Below are 15316 nucleotides of genomic sequence, written 5' to 3'. Positions count from 1 at the left end.
CATGACCGTCTTCAACCTCGGCTCGATCAACATCGATCATGTCTACCGCGTGCCGCATCTGCCGCACGCGGGCGAGACGCTGGCGGCGAGCGACTATGCGCAGACGCTGGGCGGCAAGGGCGCGAACCAGTCGGTCGCGGCGCTGCGCGCGGGCGCGCGGCTGGTGCACATCGGCGCGATCGGCGCGGCGGACGGCTGGACCGCGGCGCAACTGTCGGCACTGGGGATCGACCTGGGAACCATCGCGCGGGTCGAGGGGCCGACGGGGCATGCGATCATCGCCGTCGATCCGGCGGGCGAGAATTCCATCCTGATCCATCCCGGCGCCAACCGGCTGCAGGACGAGGACGCGATCGAGGCGGCGCTGAGCGGGGCGCAGGCGGGCGACATCCTGCTTCTGCAGAACGAGACCTCGCACCAGGTCGCGGCGGCGAAGCGGGCCCATGAAAAGCACCTGCGGGTCTTCTATTCGGCGGCGCCGTTCGAGATGGAGGCGCTGCAGGCGGTGATGCCGCATGTGACGCATCTGCTGGTCAATGCCGTCGAGGCGGCGGAACTCTGCCAGGCGATGGACACGCGGCTGGAGGATCTGCCGCTCGAGGGTGTGGTGGTCACGAAAGGGGCCGAGGGCGCGGAATGGATCGCCGCCGGCGCGGCGCCGATCAAGGTGCCGGCGGTGGCGGTGGAGGCTGTGGACACGACCGGCGCGGGCGACTGTTTCGCCGGTTCGCTGGTCGCGGCGCTGGACGACGGGATGAGCCCCGAACAGGCGCTGCGCTACGCCGCCGCGGCGGCTGCGATCCAGGTCACGCGGGAGGGCACTTCGACCGCCATGCCGGACCGCGGCGAGGTGGAGGCGCTGCTGGCGACGCAGGGCGACCCGTCGGGCTGAACGACGCTGCCCTGCGCAGGGCAGTGGCTAGTCGGCGGTTGGTGTCGAGGTCAGCTCTTGCCGGCGGCGAAAGGCGCGGCGTCGCCCCAGACTTCCTGCACGCGGGCGTCGCGCCCGCAGGAGGTGCGGTAGCGCTGGTAGGCCGCGGCCTTTGTCAGCGGGCCGAAGCGGGTGAGCACGATGTCGCCGCTGAACGGGTAGCCCTGGTGGTACTCCTCGGCCGGGTAGAATGTGGCCATGTCGCGCAGCGGGGTTACGATGCTGCGCCCAAGTTCGGCGCTGGCGGCGTCGAGCGCGGCTTGCGCGGTGTCGCGCTGCTCGGGCGTGGCGAAGATCGCCGTCGTGTAGGCCTCTCCCCGGTCGCAGAACTGCCCGCCGGCGTCCAGCGGGTCGATCGAGCGCATGAACATGTGCAGGACCTGCGCGTAGCTGATCTGGTCGGCGTCATAGGTGATGAGCGCCACCTCCAGATGGCCGGTGCCGCCCGAGACGACCTGGCGATAGCTGGGGTTTTCGACATGGCCGCCGGCAAAGCCGACCTCGACATCGGTTACGCCCTCGACGTGGCGGAAATCGGATTCGACGCACCAGAAACAGCCGCCGGCGACGAGCGCGGTTTCCAGGCGCTGTGCGGCGGCGGGGGCGGCAAGCCCGAGGGTGAGGGCAAGAATGGCAGCGAGACGCAGGAACATGGGCAATCCTCCTGCCTGAGGTTATGGGGCGCGGGTGGGGGTGCGACAAGTCACACAGCAGTGAAGGGCGGCGTTGCGGGCCGTGGCCGAGTGTGGTTGGCTGGTCCTCATGGCCGAGCCTGCCACCGACCACCCCATCGATATCGCTCGCCAGCGGTTCAAGCTGCGCGTGTGGATCACCTCGCGCCTCTGGGCGCAGGTGATGGTGGGGATGGTGCTGGGCTTCGGGCTGGGGCTGCTGCTGAGCGACGCGACCGGCCTGATCGCGCCGGCGACGGCCGAGGTGCTGGGCCTGTGGCTGGCGCTGCCCGGGCGGATCTTCCTGGCGCTGATCGCCATGGTGCTGGTGCCGCTGATCTTTTCGTCCATCGTCGGCGGGCTGACCGGGGCCGGGTCGGGGGCCGAATTGCGCGCGGTGGGGCTGCGGCTGGCGGGGTTCATCCTGGCCAGCACCACGGTGGCGGCGGTGATCGGCGTGGCGCTGGCGCAATGGCTGCGGCCGGGGGCGGCGCTGTCGGGCTTCGGCGCGCCAGCGGCGCCGGGCGAGTTGCCCGAACCCGCCGGGCGCGCGCCGTTGCCGGACCTGATCGCCGATATCCTGCCGACCAATCCCACCGCGTCCATCGTGCAGGGCGACATGCTGGCGGTGGTGGTGCTGGCGCTGCTGGTCGGCCTTTCGGTCGCGCAGGTCGAGCGCCGCCGGGCCGAGCCCTTCATGGCGCTGATGGATTCGCTCCTGTCGATTTCCATGAACATCGTGAAATGGGCGATGTTCCTGGCACCAATTGCCGTCTTCGGGCTGATGGCGCAGCTGGTCATGCGCACCGGCGTCGAGACGCTGCTGGGGATTTCCGGCTATGTCGGCACGGTGCTGGCCGGGCTCGCGGTGCTGCTGGCGCTCTATCTGGCGGCGCTGTGGGCCGTGGCGGGATTGTCGCCCCGGGACTTTCTGGCGCGGGCCGGGGGGAACCTGCTGCTGGCGTTCTCGACCTCCTCCTCCTCGGCGGTGATGCCGGTCACGATCCAGACCGCGCGGCGCTTCGGCGTGCCGGAAAGCATCGCCAATCTGGTGGTGCCGCTGGGCGCGACGATGAACATGGCGGGCACGGCGCTTTACCAGGCGGTGGCGATCCTGTTCCTGGCGCAACTGGCGGGAGTGGAGTTGACCACGGCGCAGATCGTCGTGGTGGTGGGGACGCTGGTGGCGTCGTCCATCGGGGCGCCGGGCACGCCGGGGGTGAGCATCGCGATCCTGATCTCGGTCGCGACCTCGATGGGGATTCCGGTCGAGGGGATGGTGATCATCCTGGGTGTCGACCGGCTGCTGGACATGTGCCGCACGACGGTCAACGTGACCGGCGATCTGGTGGCGGCGGTGCTGCTGCGGGGGCAGGGGGAGGCCGTGGCGCAAGGCTGACCGCGCCCCCGCCGAGCACCCGCCGCGCCCACCCACCCGCCCCGCGGCGCGGGCGCGGTCAGCCGGGACACTGGACAAGCGCGGCGCGCGGGCCGATGTAGACCATCACACAGCATCACAAGGAATGCGCGCCGCATGACCAACCCGCTTCTGGCCGACTGGACCGGCCCCTTCGCCCTGCCGCCCTTCACCGAGATCGAGGACGCGCATTTCGCGCCGGCTTTCGACGCCGCGCTGGCCGAGGGGCGCGCGGCCATCGACGCCATCGCCGCGAACCCCGAGCCGCCGAGCTTTGCCAACACGATCGAGGCGCTGGAACTGGCCGAGGACCGGCTGGACCGGGTGGCGGCGCTGTTCTTCAACCTCAACGGCAGCGACGCGAACCCCGCGCGCGAGGCGCTGGCGCGGGATCTGGCGCCGAAGCTGGCGGCGCATGCCTCGGAGATCACCGCGAACGCGGCGCTGTTTGCGCGGATCGAGGATCTGTGGGCGCGGCGCGGGTCCGTGGACCTGACGCCGGAGCAGGACCGCGTGCTGATGCTTTACCGGCGGATGTTCCGGCGGGCGGGTGCGGCGCTGGATGACGCGGGCAAGGCGCGGATGGCGGCGGTCAAGGCGCGGCTGGCGAGCCTCGGCACGGCGTTCGCGCAGAACCTGCTGGCGGACGAACGGGACTGGGAGATGCCGCTGGAGGATCTTTCCGGCCTGCCCGATTTCGTCGTCGACGCGGCGCGGGCGGCGGCCGAGGAGCGGGGGCGCGGCGGTCATGTCGTCACGCTCAACCGGTCGCTGATCGTGCCGTTCCTGCAGTATGCGCCGCGCCGCGACCTGCGCCGGAAGGCCTGGCAGGCCTGGGCGGCGCGGGGCGCGGGCGGTGGCGCCACCGACAACCGCGCGATTGCCGCCGAGACACTGAAGCTTCGGGCGGAACGCGCGGCGCTGCTGGGCTATCCGGACTTCGCCACCTACAAGCTGGAGCCCGAGATGGCGGGCACGCCGCAGGCGGTGCGCGATCTTCTGATGCGGGTCTGGGCGCCGGCGAAGGCGCAGGCCGAGGCGGACGGGGCGGCGATGGCGGAAATGCTGCATGCCGACGGGTTCGAGGGCCCGCTGGAGCCCTGGGACTGGCGCTATTACGCCGAGAAGCGGCGGCGCGCGCTGCATGATTTCGACGAGGCCGAGTTGAAGCCTTACCTGTCGCTCGACGCGATGATCGCGGCGGCCTTCGACGTGGCGCATCGGCTGTTCGGGCTGGCGTTCCGCCCGATCGAGGTGGGGCTCTACCATCCCGACGCGCGCGCCTGGGAGGTCACGCGGGACGGGCGGCACATGGCGGTCTTCATTGGGGATTATTTCGCGCGGGGCTCGAAACGCTCGGGCGCGTGGTGTTCCTCCTTGCGCGGCCAGCGCCGGCTGGGCGGGGATCAGCGGGCGGTGGTGGTCAATGTCTGCAACTTCGCCAAGGGCGACCCGGCGCTGTTGTCGTGGGACGACGCGGGGACGCTGTTTCACGAGTTCGGCCATGCGCTGCATCACATCCTGTCGGACGTCACCTACGGTTTCGTGGCGGGCACCTCGGTTGCGCGGGACTTTGTCGAACTGCCCAGCCAGCTTTACGAGCATTGGCTGGATGTCCCTGAAATCACGGAGAAACACGCGCGGCACTGGCGCACCGGGGAGCCGATGCCGGAGGCGCTCAGGTCCCGGCTGAAGGCGGCGGCGACCTGGAACCAGGGGTTCTCGACGGTGGAATACCTGGCCTCGGCGCTGGTCGACCTGGATTTCCACGCGGGCGAGCCGCCGGCCGATCCGATGCAGCGCCAGGCCGAGGTGCTGGAGGCGATCGGCATGCCGCGGGCGATCGGCATGCGCCATGCGACGCCGCATTTCGCGCATGTCTTTACCGGGGATGGGTATTCGGCGGGCTACTACAGCTACATGTGGTCGGAAGTGATGGATGCCGACGCCTTCGCCGCTTTCGAGGAGGCGGGCGATCCGTTCGACCGGGACCTGGCGGCGCGGCTGGAGAAACACATCCTTTCGGCGGGGAATTCGGCCGAGGGCGCGGCGCTCTATACCGCCTTTCGCGGCCGGATGCCGGGGGTCGAGGCGTTGCTGAAGGGGCGCGGACTGGACGCGGCCTAGGCTGCTGGCGGGCGTATGGCAAGGGGCTGGCAAGCGTATGGCAAGCGTATGGCAGTTCCGAACGGTGCGGCAGGGATTTGGCAAGGTCTGCGCGCGCCGGTGACGGCCTTTGAGTGAGGCGCAGAAGGGGGGCGCTGCCCCCCTCTTGGCTGCGCCAATTCACCCCCCGAGATATTTTCGGACAAAAATGCCGGAGGAGGTGGGGGTTGCCCGGTATTTGCGTCGTAGCCTCTTTTCGCCGCGCGCGAAGCGCGCGGCGCCCGGCCCAACGCGAGGAAGGTTGTGCGCCAAGCGCACAGCCTGACGAGGGGCGGGAGAACTTCCGAGGCCTTTTCGTGCGGTCGCGGCGGGCGGCGGCGGGTGCCTTGGGGTCAGCCCTTGGCCTGGCGGCCCGAGCCTGGGCCGACGGGGTCGGTGTGGATGATGACCTCGGCATCGGGGAAGGCCGATTCGAGCGCGTGTTCGAGGCCGTCGGCGATGGCGTGGGCCTCGTTCAGGGTGATCCGGCCGTCGATCTCGACATGCAGCGAGATGAACAGGCGCGAGCCCGCGGTGCGGGTCTTCAGGTCGTGCCAGCCGGCGATCCGGGGCCAGTCGTCGGCGATGGCGCGGATCCGCGCCAGCACCTCGGGCTCGGCGGCGCGGTCCATCAGCGCGTCCCAGGCGCCGCGCCCGATCCGCAGCCCGCTGACCGCGAGCCAGGCGGCGGCGACCAGCGCGACGGCGGTATCGACATGCGTCACCCCCCAGAGCGCCGAGGCGGCGAGCGCGGCCAGCACGCCCGCGGTGGGCAAGAGGTCCGACAGGTAGTGCAGCGCGTCGGCGGCGACGACGCGGTTGCCGGTGCGGCGCGCGACATGGCGCAGCCAGAGGACCAGCGCCGCGGTCAGCACCAGCGACAGCAGCATGACGGCGATGCCCACCCCCTCGGCGCCGATCCGGGGCGGGTCGGGCGATATGGCGCGCAGGATCGCCAGCGTCCCGATCAGCCCGGCCGAGCCGAGCACGATCAGCGACTGCAGGAAGGCCGCCAGATCCTCGGCCGAGGTATGGCCGAAGGCGTGGTCGTGATCGGCCGGCCGCGCCGCATAGGCGATGGCGGCCAGCGCACCCCCGGACATCGCCAGATCCAGCAGGTTGTCGGCCAGCGACGCCGCGACGCTGAGCGCCCCGGTGGCGAGGAGCGCCCAGAGCTTCAGCCCGATCAGCGTGACCGCCACCGTGACCGAGGCGATGCCGGCGGAAAGGTTCAGGCGTGTGTTGGCGTTCTGCATGCGCGTCCCCGGCCGGTCGGCGCAGCATAGCCGCGCCGGGCAGCGCGACCAAGCCCGCCAACGCGCGCCCCCGGCCCACTCGCCCGGCGGTAACAATTCGTAAGGTTGTGGAAAAAGTCCGGCAAAACTTGGCCGTCACCAAGGGCCCAGCGAAGGGGCGGGCGCAGGAGGAGGTGCCCGCCCCGTTCGGGAGGAGGGACATGGTGAGTTCGACCGCGACCGAGACGGCCCTGCAGTCGGTGCCCGCGCTGCTGGCGCGCAACGCGACGCGCTACGCATCCGCGACCGCCTACCGCGAAAAGGAATTCGGCATCTGGCAGAGCTGGACCTGGAAGCAGGTCGAGGAGGAAGTCCGCGCCATGGCAATGGGGTTCCTGGCGCTGGGCATGAACCGCGGGGATTACGTCGCCATCATCGGCCGCAACCGCCCGGCGCTTTACTGGTCGATGGTCGCGGCGCAGTCGGCGGGCGCGGTCCCGGTGCCGCTCTATCAGGACGCGGCGGCCGACGAGATGGCCTATGTGCTGGAGCATTGCGGCGCGCGCTTCGTCGTCTGCGGTGACCAGGAGCAGGTCGACAAGGTCCTGGAGGTGCAGGAAACCGTCAAGTGCATCGAGGAGATCGTCTACCTCGACAAGCGCGGCATGCGCAAATACGACCACACCCACATGAACTGGCTGATGGACGTGCAGGCCGAGGGGCGCGCGGGCCACCAGCGTTTCGAGGCCGAGGTCACCAAGCGCACGGCGGAACTGACCTACGATCATACCTGCGTCATGCTCTATACCAGCGGCACGACCGGCAAGCCCAAGGGCGTGGTGCTGTCCAACCGCAACATCATCGAGACCTCGAAGGCCTCGGCCGAGTTCGACGGGCTGCGGCAGAGCGACGAGATCCTGGCCTATCTGCCGATGGCCTGGGTGGGCGATTTCATCTTCGCCATCGGGCAGGCCTACTGGGCCGGGTTCTGCGTGAACTGCCCCGAATCCGACGCCACCATGATGACCGACCTGCGCGAGATCGGGCCGACCTATTTCTTCGCCCCACCGCGCATCTTCGAGACCATGCTGACGCAGGTGATGATCCGCATGGAGGATGCGAGCAAGCTGAAGCTGCGGCTGTTCAAGAACTACATGGAGCACGCGCGCAGGGTCGGCCCGGCGATCCTGGACGACAAGCCGGTCAGCGCGGCGGACCGGGCGAAATACGCGCTGGGCAACGTGCTGGTCTACGGGCCGCTGAAGAACACGCTGGGGCTGAGCCAGATCCGCGTGGCCTATACCGCCGGCGAGGCGATCGGGCCCGAGATCTTCGATTTCTTCCGCAGCCTCGGCATCAACCTCAAGCAGCTTTACGGCCAGACCGAGGCCAGCGTCTTCATCACCCAGCAGCCCGATGGCGAGGTGCGCTCGGACACCGTCGGCGTGCCGTCGCCGGGGGTGGAGGTGAAGATCGCCGACAATGGCGAGGTCTTCTACCGCTCTCCGGGCGTGTTCGTGTCCTACTACAAGAACGCCGAATCGACCGCGTCGACCAAGGATGCCGAGGGCTGGGTGGCCACCGGCGACGCCGGCTTCTTCGAGGAGGGCACCGGGCATCTGCGCATCATCGACCGCGCCAAGGATGTCGGAAAAATGGCGGATGGAAGCCTGTTTGCGCCGAAATACGTCGAGAACAAGTTGAAATTCTATCCCAACATCCTGGAGGCCGTGGTCTTTGGCAATGGCCGGGACCGCTGCGTGGCGTTCATCAACATCGATCTGACGGCGGTGGGCAACTGGGCCGAGCGCAACAACATCGCCTATTCCAGCTATCAGGAACTGGCCGGGCATCCGAAGGTGCTGGCGATGATCCAGGAGCATGTCGAGGAGACCAACGCCTCGATCGCCGAGGACACGATGCTGTCGGGCTGCCAGGTGCATCGCTTCCTGGTGCTGCACAAGGAACTGGACGCCGACGACGGCGAACTGACGCGCACCCGCAAGGTCCGCCGCCGCATCATCGAGGAGAAGTTCGCCGACCTGATCGACGCGCTCTATTCCGGCAAGTCCGAGATCTACACCGAGACCGAAGTCACCTACGAGGACGGCCGCAAGGGCAAGATCACCGCGACGCTGGAGCTGCGCGACGCGAAGGTGCGGCAGGCGGCGCGGAAGATGGCGGCGGAATGACTCCCGTCCCGATCAGCCGCAACCAGTATGTCGCCGCCGGGGCGCTGGCGGTGGCCGGGCTGGTGCTGTCCTTCGCGATTATCCGCTTCTTCCCCGAATTCCTCAAGCCCGCGATCAGCGGGGCGATCAGCGGCGCCTTCGGCATCCTCGCGCTGCAGCGGCTCTGGCCCGGCCTGCCGCTGTCGAAACTGCATTACATCATCGGCTCGATCGTCGCCTACGGGCTGCTGGTCGGCCTAGTGGGGAGGATCTGAGCGATGCTCGACGCCCGGTCCGAGGGCTACGTCACCGCCGATGGCCGCCAGATCGGCGGCGTGCTGATGGAAATGAAGAACATCACCCTGCGCTTCGGCGGCGTGGTGGCGATCAAGGACATCAGCTTCGATATCCGCGAGGGCGAGATCCGCGCCATCATCGGCCCCAACGGCGCCGGCAAATCGTCCATGCTCAACGTCATCTCGGGCTTCTACCACCCGCAGGAGGGCGAAGTCTGGTACAAGGGCCAGCGCCGCCCGCGCATGCGCCCCTATCAGGTCGCCCAGCAGGGCATCGCGCGCACCTTCCAGAACATCGCGCTGTTCGAGGGGATGTCTGTCCTCGACAACATCATGACCGGCCGGCTGAACCACATGAGATCGGGGTTCCTGAGCCAGGCGCTGTGGTGGGGCCCGGCCGCCCGCGAGGAGGCCGAGAACCGCGAGAAGGTCGAGAAGGTCATCGACTTCCTGGAAATCCAGCATATCCGGAAGACGCCGGTGCGGCGGCTGCCTTACGGGCTGAAGAAGCGTGTGGAACTGGCGCGCGCGCTGGCCGCCGAGCCGTCGATCCTGCTGCTCGACGAGCCGATGGCCGGCATGAACGTCGAGGAGAAGGAGGACATGAGCCGCTTCATCCTGGACGTCAACGACGAGTTCGGCACGACGATCGCGCTGATCGAGCACGACATGGGCGTGGTCATGGACCTTTCCGACCGCGTCGTGGTGATGGATTACGGCCAGAAGATCGGCGACGGCACCCCCGAGGAGGTGCGCAACAATGAAGAGGTCATCAAGGCCTATCTGGGGGTCGCCCATGACTGAGCGCGCGGCGATGAGACATGAATCGATAGGGGGCGGGCATGCCTGACACGCTGCTGTTCGCGATGGAGGCCGCGCTGAACGGCCTCACGGCGGGGGTGATGTATGCGCTGGTCGCGCTGGGCTTCGTGCTGATCTTCAAGGCCAGCGGCATCTTTAACTTCAGCCAGGGGGTGATGGCGCTGTTCGCGGCCCTGACGCTGGTCGGGTTGCAGACCGGGCAGATCCCCTTCTCGCACCTGATCAACGCGATCTTCGGCACGCGGATGCACCATTTCGGCTGGACCCTGCCGACGGTGGTGGCGATCGCCGGCACGGTCGTGGTGATGGTCATCTTCGCCTGGGCGGTGGAGCGCTTCATCTTCCGCCACCTGGTCAACCAGGAGCCGATCATCCTGTTCATGGCCACCATCGGGCTGGCATATTTCCTGGAAGGCTTCGGCGACATCATGTGGGGGGCCGAGGTCAAGCGGCTGGACGTGGGCCTGCCGCAGGGCATGTCCGGCCCGGTGGACGACCTGACCTTCGCCTGGTTTGGCTACGGCTTCTACATGGACCGGCTGGAGATCTGGGCGGCGCTGATCGCGAGCCTGCTGGTCATCTCGCTGGTGCTGTTCTCGCAGTACACAAAGCAGGGCCGGGCGCTGCGCGCGGTGGCCGACGACCACCAGGCGGCGCTCAGCGTCGGCATTAGCCTGCGCTTCATCTGGGTGCTGGTCTGGTCGCTGGCGGGGATCGTTGCGCTGGTCGCCGGGATGATGTGGGGCGCGAAATCGGGGGTGCAGTTCTCGCTCTCGCTGATCGCGCTGAAGGCACTGCCGGTGCTGATCCTGGGTGGGTTCACATCGATCCCCGGGGCGATCGTCGGCGGGCTGATCATCGGCGTGGGCGAGAAGCTCTTCGACTTCTTCATGCAGCCCATCGTCGGCGGCGCGACGGAGAACTGGTTCGCCTACATGCTGGCGCTGGCGTTCCTGCTGTTCCGGCCGCAGGGCCTCTTTGGCGAAAAGATCATCGAGAGGGTCTGAGACCATGATTTACCGCGAAGCCGGCGACTTCAAGACAAGCTACGCCGCCGACAACCAGACCTTCCCGCTCAGGGGTGACCGGCTGGCCTATTACCTGGCGGTGATATTCGCGCTGGGGGTGGTGCCGTTCTTCATCAACGACTACTGGGCGAACGCGATCGTCATCCCCTTCCTGATCTACACGATCGCGGCGCTGGGGCTGAACATCCTGATCGGCTATTGCGGGCAGTTGAGCCTGGGCACCGGGGCCTTCATGGCCACCGGCGCCTATGCCGCCTTCAAGCTGACCACGGCCTTTCCGTCGCTGAACATCATCTTCGTGATCATCCTGGCGGGCGTGGTGACGGCGGGGGTCGGCGTGGCCTTCGGGTTGCCGTCACTCCGGATCAAGGGGTTCTATCTGGCGGTGGCGACGCTGGCGGCGCAGTTCTTCCTGATCTGGCTCTATACGCGCACGCCGTGGTTCTTCAACTACTCGCCCACCGGCATGATCTCGATGCCGACGCGGGAGCTGTTCGGCTATCCGGTGACCGGGGCCTCGGCGACAGCGGTGTCGGGCTATCTGCTCTGCGCGGTGTTCCTGATCGCCAGCGCCTGGCTCGCGCGCAACCTCACGCGCGGCACGCTGGGGCGGCAGTGGATGGCGATCCGCGACATGGACATCGCCGCCGAGATCATCGGGGTGAACCCGCTGAGGGCGAAGCTGTCGGCTTTCGCCGTGTCGTCCTTCCTAGTCGGCATCTCGGGCGCGCTGTTCTTCACCGTCTATCTGGGCGCGGCCGAGGCCGGCGAATCCTTCGGCATCGACAAGTCGTTCCTCGTGCTCTTCATGGTCATCATCGGCGGGCTGGGCTCGATCCTGGGGTCGTTCCTGGGCGCGTTCCTGCTGGTCGTCGGGCCGGTCCTGCTGAAGATCCTGCTGGTCAACAACCTGGGCTGGCCCACCGATGTCGCCGCGCACCTGGAAATCATGATCATCGGCGCGCTGATCATCCTGTTTCTGGTGATGGAGCCGCACGGGCTGACCGCGCTCTGGCGCACGATCAAGGAGAAGCTGCGCCTCTGGCCCTTCCCGCACTGACGGGGCGGGCCGCCTGATTGCCAATCATTCATCAACGTCCATGGGAGGAAAAATGATGAACATGACCCGAATGGCCGCGGTTCTTGCGGTCACCATGACCGCAGCGGCCCCGGCTGTCGCCCAGTCGCTGCATTTCCCGATGCTGAATTACCGCACCGGCCCCTTCGGCCCGAACGGGATGGCCTTTGCCGACGGCTACCAGGACTACCTGACGCTGATCAACGAACGCGACGGCGGCATCGGCGGGGTTCCGATCCGCATGACCGAATGCGAAACCGCCTACAACACCGAGCGCGGCGTGGAATGCTATCAGGGTATCCGCGGCGACAGCCCGCTGGTCATCCAGCCGCTGTCGACCGGGATCACCTACCAGCTGATCCCGCGCACGATGGAAGACCAGGTGCCGATGCACACGATGGGCTACGGCCGCACCTCGGCGGTGAATGGCGAGGTGTTCAACTGGACCTTCAACTATCCCGGCACCTACTGGGACGGCGCCAGCGTGATCATCAACTACCTGCTGGAGGAAAACGACGGCTCGCTCGAAGGCAAGAAGATCGTTCTGCTCTACCACAACTCGGCCTACGGGCGCGAACCGATCCCGACGCTGACGCGCCTGGCCGAGCATCACGGATACGAGCTGATCACCATCGGCGTCGACAGCCCGGGTCAGGAGCAGGGCAACCAGTGGCTGCAGATCCGCCGCGAACGGCCGGACTACGTGACCATGTGGGGCTGGGGCGTGATGAACGCCGTCGCCATCCAGGAGGCCGCCAACATCCGCTTCCCGATGGAGAACTTCATCGGCGTCTGGTGGTCGGGGTCCGAGCAGGACGTGCGCCCGGCGGGTGCCGGCGCGCATGGCTACAAGTCGCTGGCGATGCACGGGACCGGGCGCGATTACCCGATCTATGACGACATCCAGGAATACGTGATCGACCGCGGCCTGGCGGCCGGCACCGGCGACGAGGTCGGCACCGTGCTCTATTCGCGCGGCATGTATGCCTCGATGCTGGCGGTCGAAGCCGCGAAGAAGGCGCAGGAGATCCACGGCGTGGAGGAGATCACTCCGGCGATGATGCGTGACGGCATGGCCAACCTGGTCATCACCGAAGAGCTGATGGAGGAACTGGGCCTGCCTGGCTTCGGTCCGGCTTTCGAGGTCACCTGCCAGAACCACGGCGGCACCGGCGAGGCGATGATCCAGCAGTGGGACGCGGAAAGCGGCACCTGGAGCCTGATCACCGACTGGATCGCGCCGAATCGCGACCTGATCATGGAAATGGTGATGGAGGACTCGCTGGCCTACGCCGCCGAGAACAACATCGAACCGCAGTGCCTGGAGCGTTCGGGCGGCTGATCCGAGACCAAGGGCGGGCGCGGCCCCGGCCGCGCCCGCATCCCGACCCATCCATCGCAGGGACTTCGCGTCATGTTCGACCACCCCACCAAGACCGAGACGCTATTGCAGGTCAACAACATCGAGGTGATCTACAACCACGTCATCCTGGTGCTGAAGGGCGTCAGCCTGAGCGTGCCCAAGGGCGCGATCACGGCGCTGCTGGGGGGCAACGGCGCGGGCAAGTCGACGACGCTCAAGTCGATCTCGGGCCTGCTGGCCTCCGAACGCGGCGAGATCACGAAGGGGTCGATCATTTATCGCGGCAAGAACCTGGCCAACGCCGACCCGGCGGGCTTGGTCAAGACCGGCATCATCCAGGTGATGGAGGGACGGCACTGTTTCGAGCATCTCTCGGTCGAGGAGAACCTGCTGACCGGCGCCTATACCCGCGCCGACGGCCGCGCCGCGACAATGCGGGACCTGGAGATGGTCTACGAATACTTCCCCCGCCTGAAGGAGCGTCGCCGCTCGCAGGCCGGCTATACCTCGGGCGGCGAGCAGCAGATGACGGCGATCGGCCGGGCGCTGATGTCGCGCCCCGAGACCATCCTGCTCGATGAGCCCTCGATGGGTCTGGCGCCGCAGCTGGTCGAGCAGATCTTCGAGATCGTGCAGCGGCTCAACCGAGAACAGGGCGTGACCTTCCTTCTGGCCGAGCAGAACACCAACGTCGCGCTGCGCTATGCGCATACCGGCTACATCCTGGAAAACGGCCGCGTGGTGATGGAGGGCACCGCCGAGGCGCTTCGCGAGAACCCGGACGTGAAGGAATTCTACCTGGGCATGTCCGACAAGGGCCGCAAGAGCTTCCGTGACGTGCGCAGCTACCGGCGCCGCAAACGGTGGCTGGCCTGAACTGATGGCCGAGGTCGCAACAGGAGCGCGGGAGAATCCGCGGGATCAGATGAGCAAGCATTTCGACGCGCTGGAGACCCGATCGGCCGATCAGCGGGCCGCCGACCTGGCGCAGGCGCTGCCCGAGCAGTTCGCCCGCGCGCAGCGGCTGCCGGGCTACGCCGCGACACTGGCCGGGATCGATGCCGCGGCGGTCGTCGATACCGCCGCGCTGGCGCGCCTGCCGGTCCTGCGCAAGTCGGACCTGACCGGCGCGCAGGCGACCGACGCGCCCTTCGGCGGCTATGCCGCGCTTGCGGCCGCGGGCTTCGAGCACATCTTCCAGTCGCCCGGCCCGATCTACGAGCCGGGGCGCACCGGGCATGACTGGTGGCGCATGGGCCGTTTCCTGCATGCGCTGGGGATTGGCGCGGGCGACATCGTGCAGAACTGCTTTTCCTACCACCTGGTCCCCGCCGGCATGATGTTCGAGAATGGCGCGCGCGCCGTCGGTGCCGCGGTCCTGCCGGCCGGCACCGGGCAGACCGAACTGCAGGTGCGCGCCGCGGCCGATATCGGCACCACCGCCTATGCCGGCACGCCGGATTTCCTGAAGGTCCTGCTGGACAAGGCCGACACGATGGGCGTCGCGCTGAAGATCGCGAAGGCGGCGGTCGGCGGCGGCGCGCTCTTTCCATCCCTGCGTGCCGAATACGCCGACCGCGGGATCACCTGCCGGCAATGCTACGCGACCGCCGATCTGGGCAACATCGCCTACGAGTCCGAGGCGATGGAGGGCATGATCGTCGACGAGGGCGTCCTGGTCGAGATCGTGCGCCCCGGCACCGGCGATCCGGTCCCCGAGGGCGAGGTCGGCGAGGTCGTGGTGACCAGCCTTAACCCCGACTATCCGCTGATCCGCTTCGCCACTGGCGATCTGTCGGCGGTGCTGGCCGGCACCAGCCCCTGCGGGCGCAGCAACCTGCGCATCAAGGGCTGGATGGGCCGCGCCGACCAGACGACCAAGATCAAGGGCATGTTCGTGCGCCCCGAACAGGTCGCGGCCTTCGTGTCGCGGCACGAGGAAGTCAGCCGCGCACGCGTCGTCGCCACCCGCGAAGGTGAAATGGACGTGATGACCGTGCAGATCGAGACGCGCGCGGCCAATCCCAAATTGTACGAGGGCACGCTGCTTGATACGCTCAAGCTGCGGGGCAAGGTCGAACTGGTGCCTCCCGGCACCCTGCCGAACGACGGCAAGGTGATCGAGGATCTGCGCAGCTACGACTGACCCCGCCCGCAAC

Annotated in this window: 13 protein-coding genes; 11 read left to right on the top strand and 2 right to left on the bottom strand. The window is 67.9% G+C overall.

Features of this window, described 5'->3' with window-relative positions:
• Position 1: 1 nt before the first annotated feature.
• Positions 2-892 (top strand): ribokinase, encoded by an 891-nt coding sequence (locus IM708_RS09575; protein WP_209426293.1) that lies wholly within the window; start codon positions 2-4, stop codon positions 890-892.
• A gap of 50 nt (positions 893-942) precedes the next feature.
• Here the strand turns inward: IM708_RS09575 and msrA are convergent, their stop codons facing one another.
• Positions 943-1584: a peptide-methionine (S)-S-oxide reductase MsrA gene (gene msrA / locus IM708_RS09570; RefSeq protein WP_209426292.1), complete on the bottom strand. Its 642-nt coding sequence runs from the start codon at positions 1582-1584 to the stop codon at positions 943-945.
• A 109-nt stretch (positions 1585-1693) separates the two neighbouring features.
• Between msrA and IM708_RS09565 the strand changes: the two genes are divergently transcribed.
• Positions 1694-3001 carry a dicarboxylate/amino acid:cation symporter gene (locus IM708_RS09565; RefSeq protein WP_209426291.1) on the top strand — a complete coding sequence of 436 codons (1308 nt, stop codon included), beginning with the start codon at positions 1694-1696 and terminating at the stop codon, positions 2999-3001.
• Between the two features lie 135 nt (positions 3002-3136).
• Positions 3137-5146, top strand: coding sequence for a M3 family metallopeptidase (locus tag IM708_RS09560; RefSeq protein WP_209426290.1), 2010 nt, complete (start codon positions 3137-3139; stop codon positions 5144-5146).
• 371 nt (positions 5147-5517) lie between these two features.
• On the opposite strand, the gene IM708_RS09555 is transcribed toward IM708_RS09560, so the two are convergent.
• Positions 5518-6420, bottom strand: a complete 903-nt coding sequence (locus IM708_RS09555) for a cation diffusion facilitator family transporter (protein ID WP_209426289.1) — start codon at positions 6418-6420, stop codon at positions 5518-5520.
• A 200-nt stretch (positions 6421-6620) separates the two neighbouring features.
• Between IM708_RS09555 and IM708_RS09550 the strand changes: the two genes are divergently transcribed.
• From IM708_RS09550 to IM708_RS09515, 8 genes are all read left to right on the top strand, one after another.
• A complete protein-coding gene (locus IM708_RS09550; protein ID WP_209426288.1) occupies positions 6621-8591 on the top strand; it encodes an AMP-binding protein in 1971 nt (656 codons plus the stop codon).
• Entirely contained in the window at positions 8588-8845 is a 258-nt protein-coding gene (locus IM708_RS09545; protein WP_209426287.1) for a hypothetical protein, read from the top strand. Before IM708_RS09550 ends, IM708_RS09545 begins: the two co-directional genes overlap by 4 nt.
• Positions 8846-8848: 3 nt before the next feature.
• Entirely contained in the window at positions 8849-9670 is an 822-nt protein-coding gene (locus tag IM708_RS09540; RefSeq protein WP_209426286.1) for an ABC transporter ATP-binding protein, read from the top strand.
• A gap of 38 nt (positions 9671-9708) precedes the next feature.
• A complete protein-coding gene (locus tag IM708_RS09535) occupies positions 9709-10695 on the top strand; it encodes a branched-chain amino acid ABC transporter permease (RefSeq protein ID WP_209426285.1) in 987 nt (328 codons plus the stop codon).
• Positions 10696-10699: 4 nt separating this feature from the next.
• Positions 10700-11776: a branched-chain amino acid ABC transporter permease gene (locus tag IM708_RS09530; protein ID WP_209426284.1), complete on the top strand. Its 1077-nt coding sequence runs from the start codon at positions 10700-10702 to the stop codon at positions 11774-11776.
• A gap of 55 nt (positions 11777-11831) precedes the next feature.
• Positions 11832-13136: an ABC transporter substrate-binding protein gene (locus IM708_RS09525; RefSeq protein WP_245243100.1), complete on the top strand. Its 1305-nt coding sequence runs from the start codon at positions 11832-11834 to the stop codon at positions 13134-13136.
• 72 nt (positions 13137-13208) lie between these two features.
• Positions 13209-14033 carry an ABC transporter ATP-binding protein gene (locus IM708_RS09520; protein ID WP_209426283.1) on the top strand — a complete coding sequence of 275 codons (825 nt, stop codon included), beginning with the start codon at positions 13209-13211 and terminating at the stop codon, positions 14031-14033.
• 49 nt (positions 14034-14082) lie between these two features.
• A complete protein-coding gene (locus IM708_RS09515) occupies positions 14083-15303 on the top strand; it encodes a phenylacetate--CoA ligase family protein (protein WP_209426282.1) in 1221 nt (406 codons plus the stop codon).
• Positions 15304-15316: the final 13 nt, after the last annotated feature.

The sequence above is a fragment of the Pararhodobacter sp. SW119 genome (genome assembly GCF_017811755.1).
Taxonomy (GTDB): domain Bacteria; phylum Pseudomonadota; class Alphaproteobacteria; order Rhodobacterales; family Rhodobacteraceae; genus Pararhodobacter.
The sequence above is the reverse complement of the archived record's forward strand: the minus strand, read 5'-3'. Positions and strand labels throughout refer to the sequence as shown.

What these genes read in the sequence shown, in the direction of transcription:
- IM708_RS09575 (WP_209426293.1), top strand. Translation starts at nt 2, where the DNA reads ATGACCGTCTTCAACCTCGGCTCGATCAACATCGATCATGTCTACCGC.
- IM708_RS09515 (WP_209426282.1), top strand. Translation starts at nt 14,083, where the DNA reads ATGAGCAAGCATTTCGACGCGCTGGAGACCCGATCGGCCGATCAGCGG.
- IM708_RS09565 (WP_209426291.1), top strand. Translation starts at nt 1,694, where the DNA reads ATGGCCGAGCCTGCCACCGACCACCCCATCGATATCGCTCGCCAGCGG.
- IM708_RS09555 (WP_209426289.1), bottom strand. Translation starts at nt 6,420, where the DNA reads ATGCAGAACGCCAACACACGCCTGAACCTTTCCGCCGGCATCGCCTCG.
- IM708_RS09525 (WP_245243100.1), top strand. Translation starts at nt 11,832, where the DNA reads ATGAACATGACCCGAATGGCCGCGGTTCTTGCGGTCACCATGACCGCA.
- IM708_RS09550 (WP_209426288.1), top strand. Translation starts at nt 6,621, where the DNA reads ATGGTGAGTTCGACCGCGACCGAGACGGCCCTGCAGTCGGTGCCCGCG.
- IM708_RS09530 (WP_209426284.1), top strand. Translation starts at nt 10,700, where the DNA reads ATGATTTACCGCGAAGCCGGCGACTTCAAGACAAGCTACGCCGCCGAC.
- msrA (WP_209426292.1), bottom strand. Translation starts at nt 1,584, where the DNA reads ATGTTCCTGCGTCTCGCTGCCATTCTTGCCCTCACCCTCGGGCTTGCC.
- IM708_RS09545 (WP_209426287.1), top strand. Translation starts at nt 8,588, where the DNA reads ATGACTCCCGTCCCGATCAGCCGCAACCAGTATGTCGCCGCCGGGGCG.
- IM708_RS09560 (WP_209426290.1), top strand. Translation starts at nt 3,137, where the DNA reads ATGACCAACCCGCTTCTGGCCGACTGGACCGGCCCCTTCGCCCTGCCG.
- IM708_RS09520 (WP_209426283.1), top strand. Translation starts at nt 13,209, where the DNA reads ATGTTCGACCACCCCACCAAGACCGAGACGCTATTGCAGGTCAACAAC.
- IM708_RS09540 (WP_209426286.1), top strand. Translation starts at nt 8,849, where the DNA reads ATGCTCGACGCCCGGTCCGAGGGCTACGTCACCGCCGATGGCCGCCAG.
- IM708_RS09535 (WP_209426285.1), top strand. Translation starts at nt 9,709, where the DNA reads ATGCCTGACACGCTGCTGTTCGCGATGGAGGCCGCGCTGAACGGCCTC.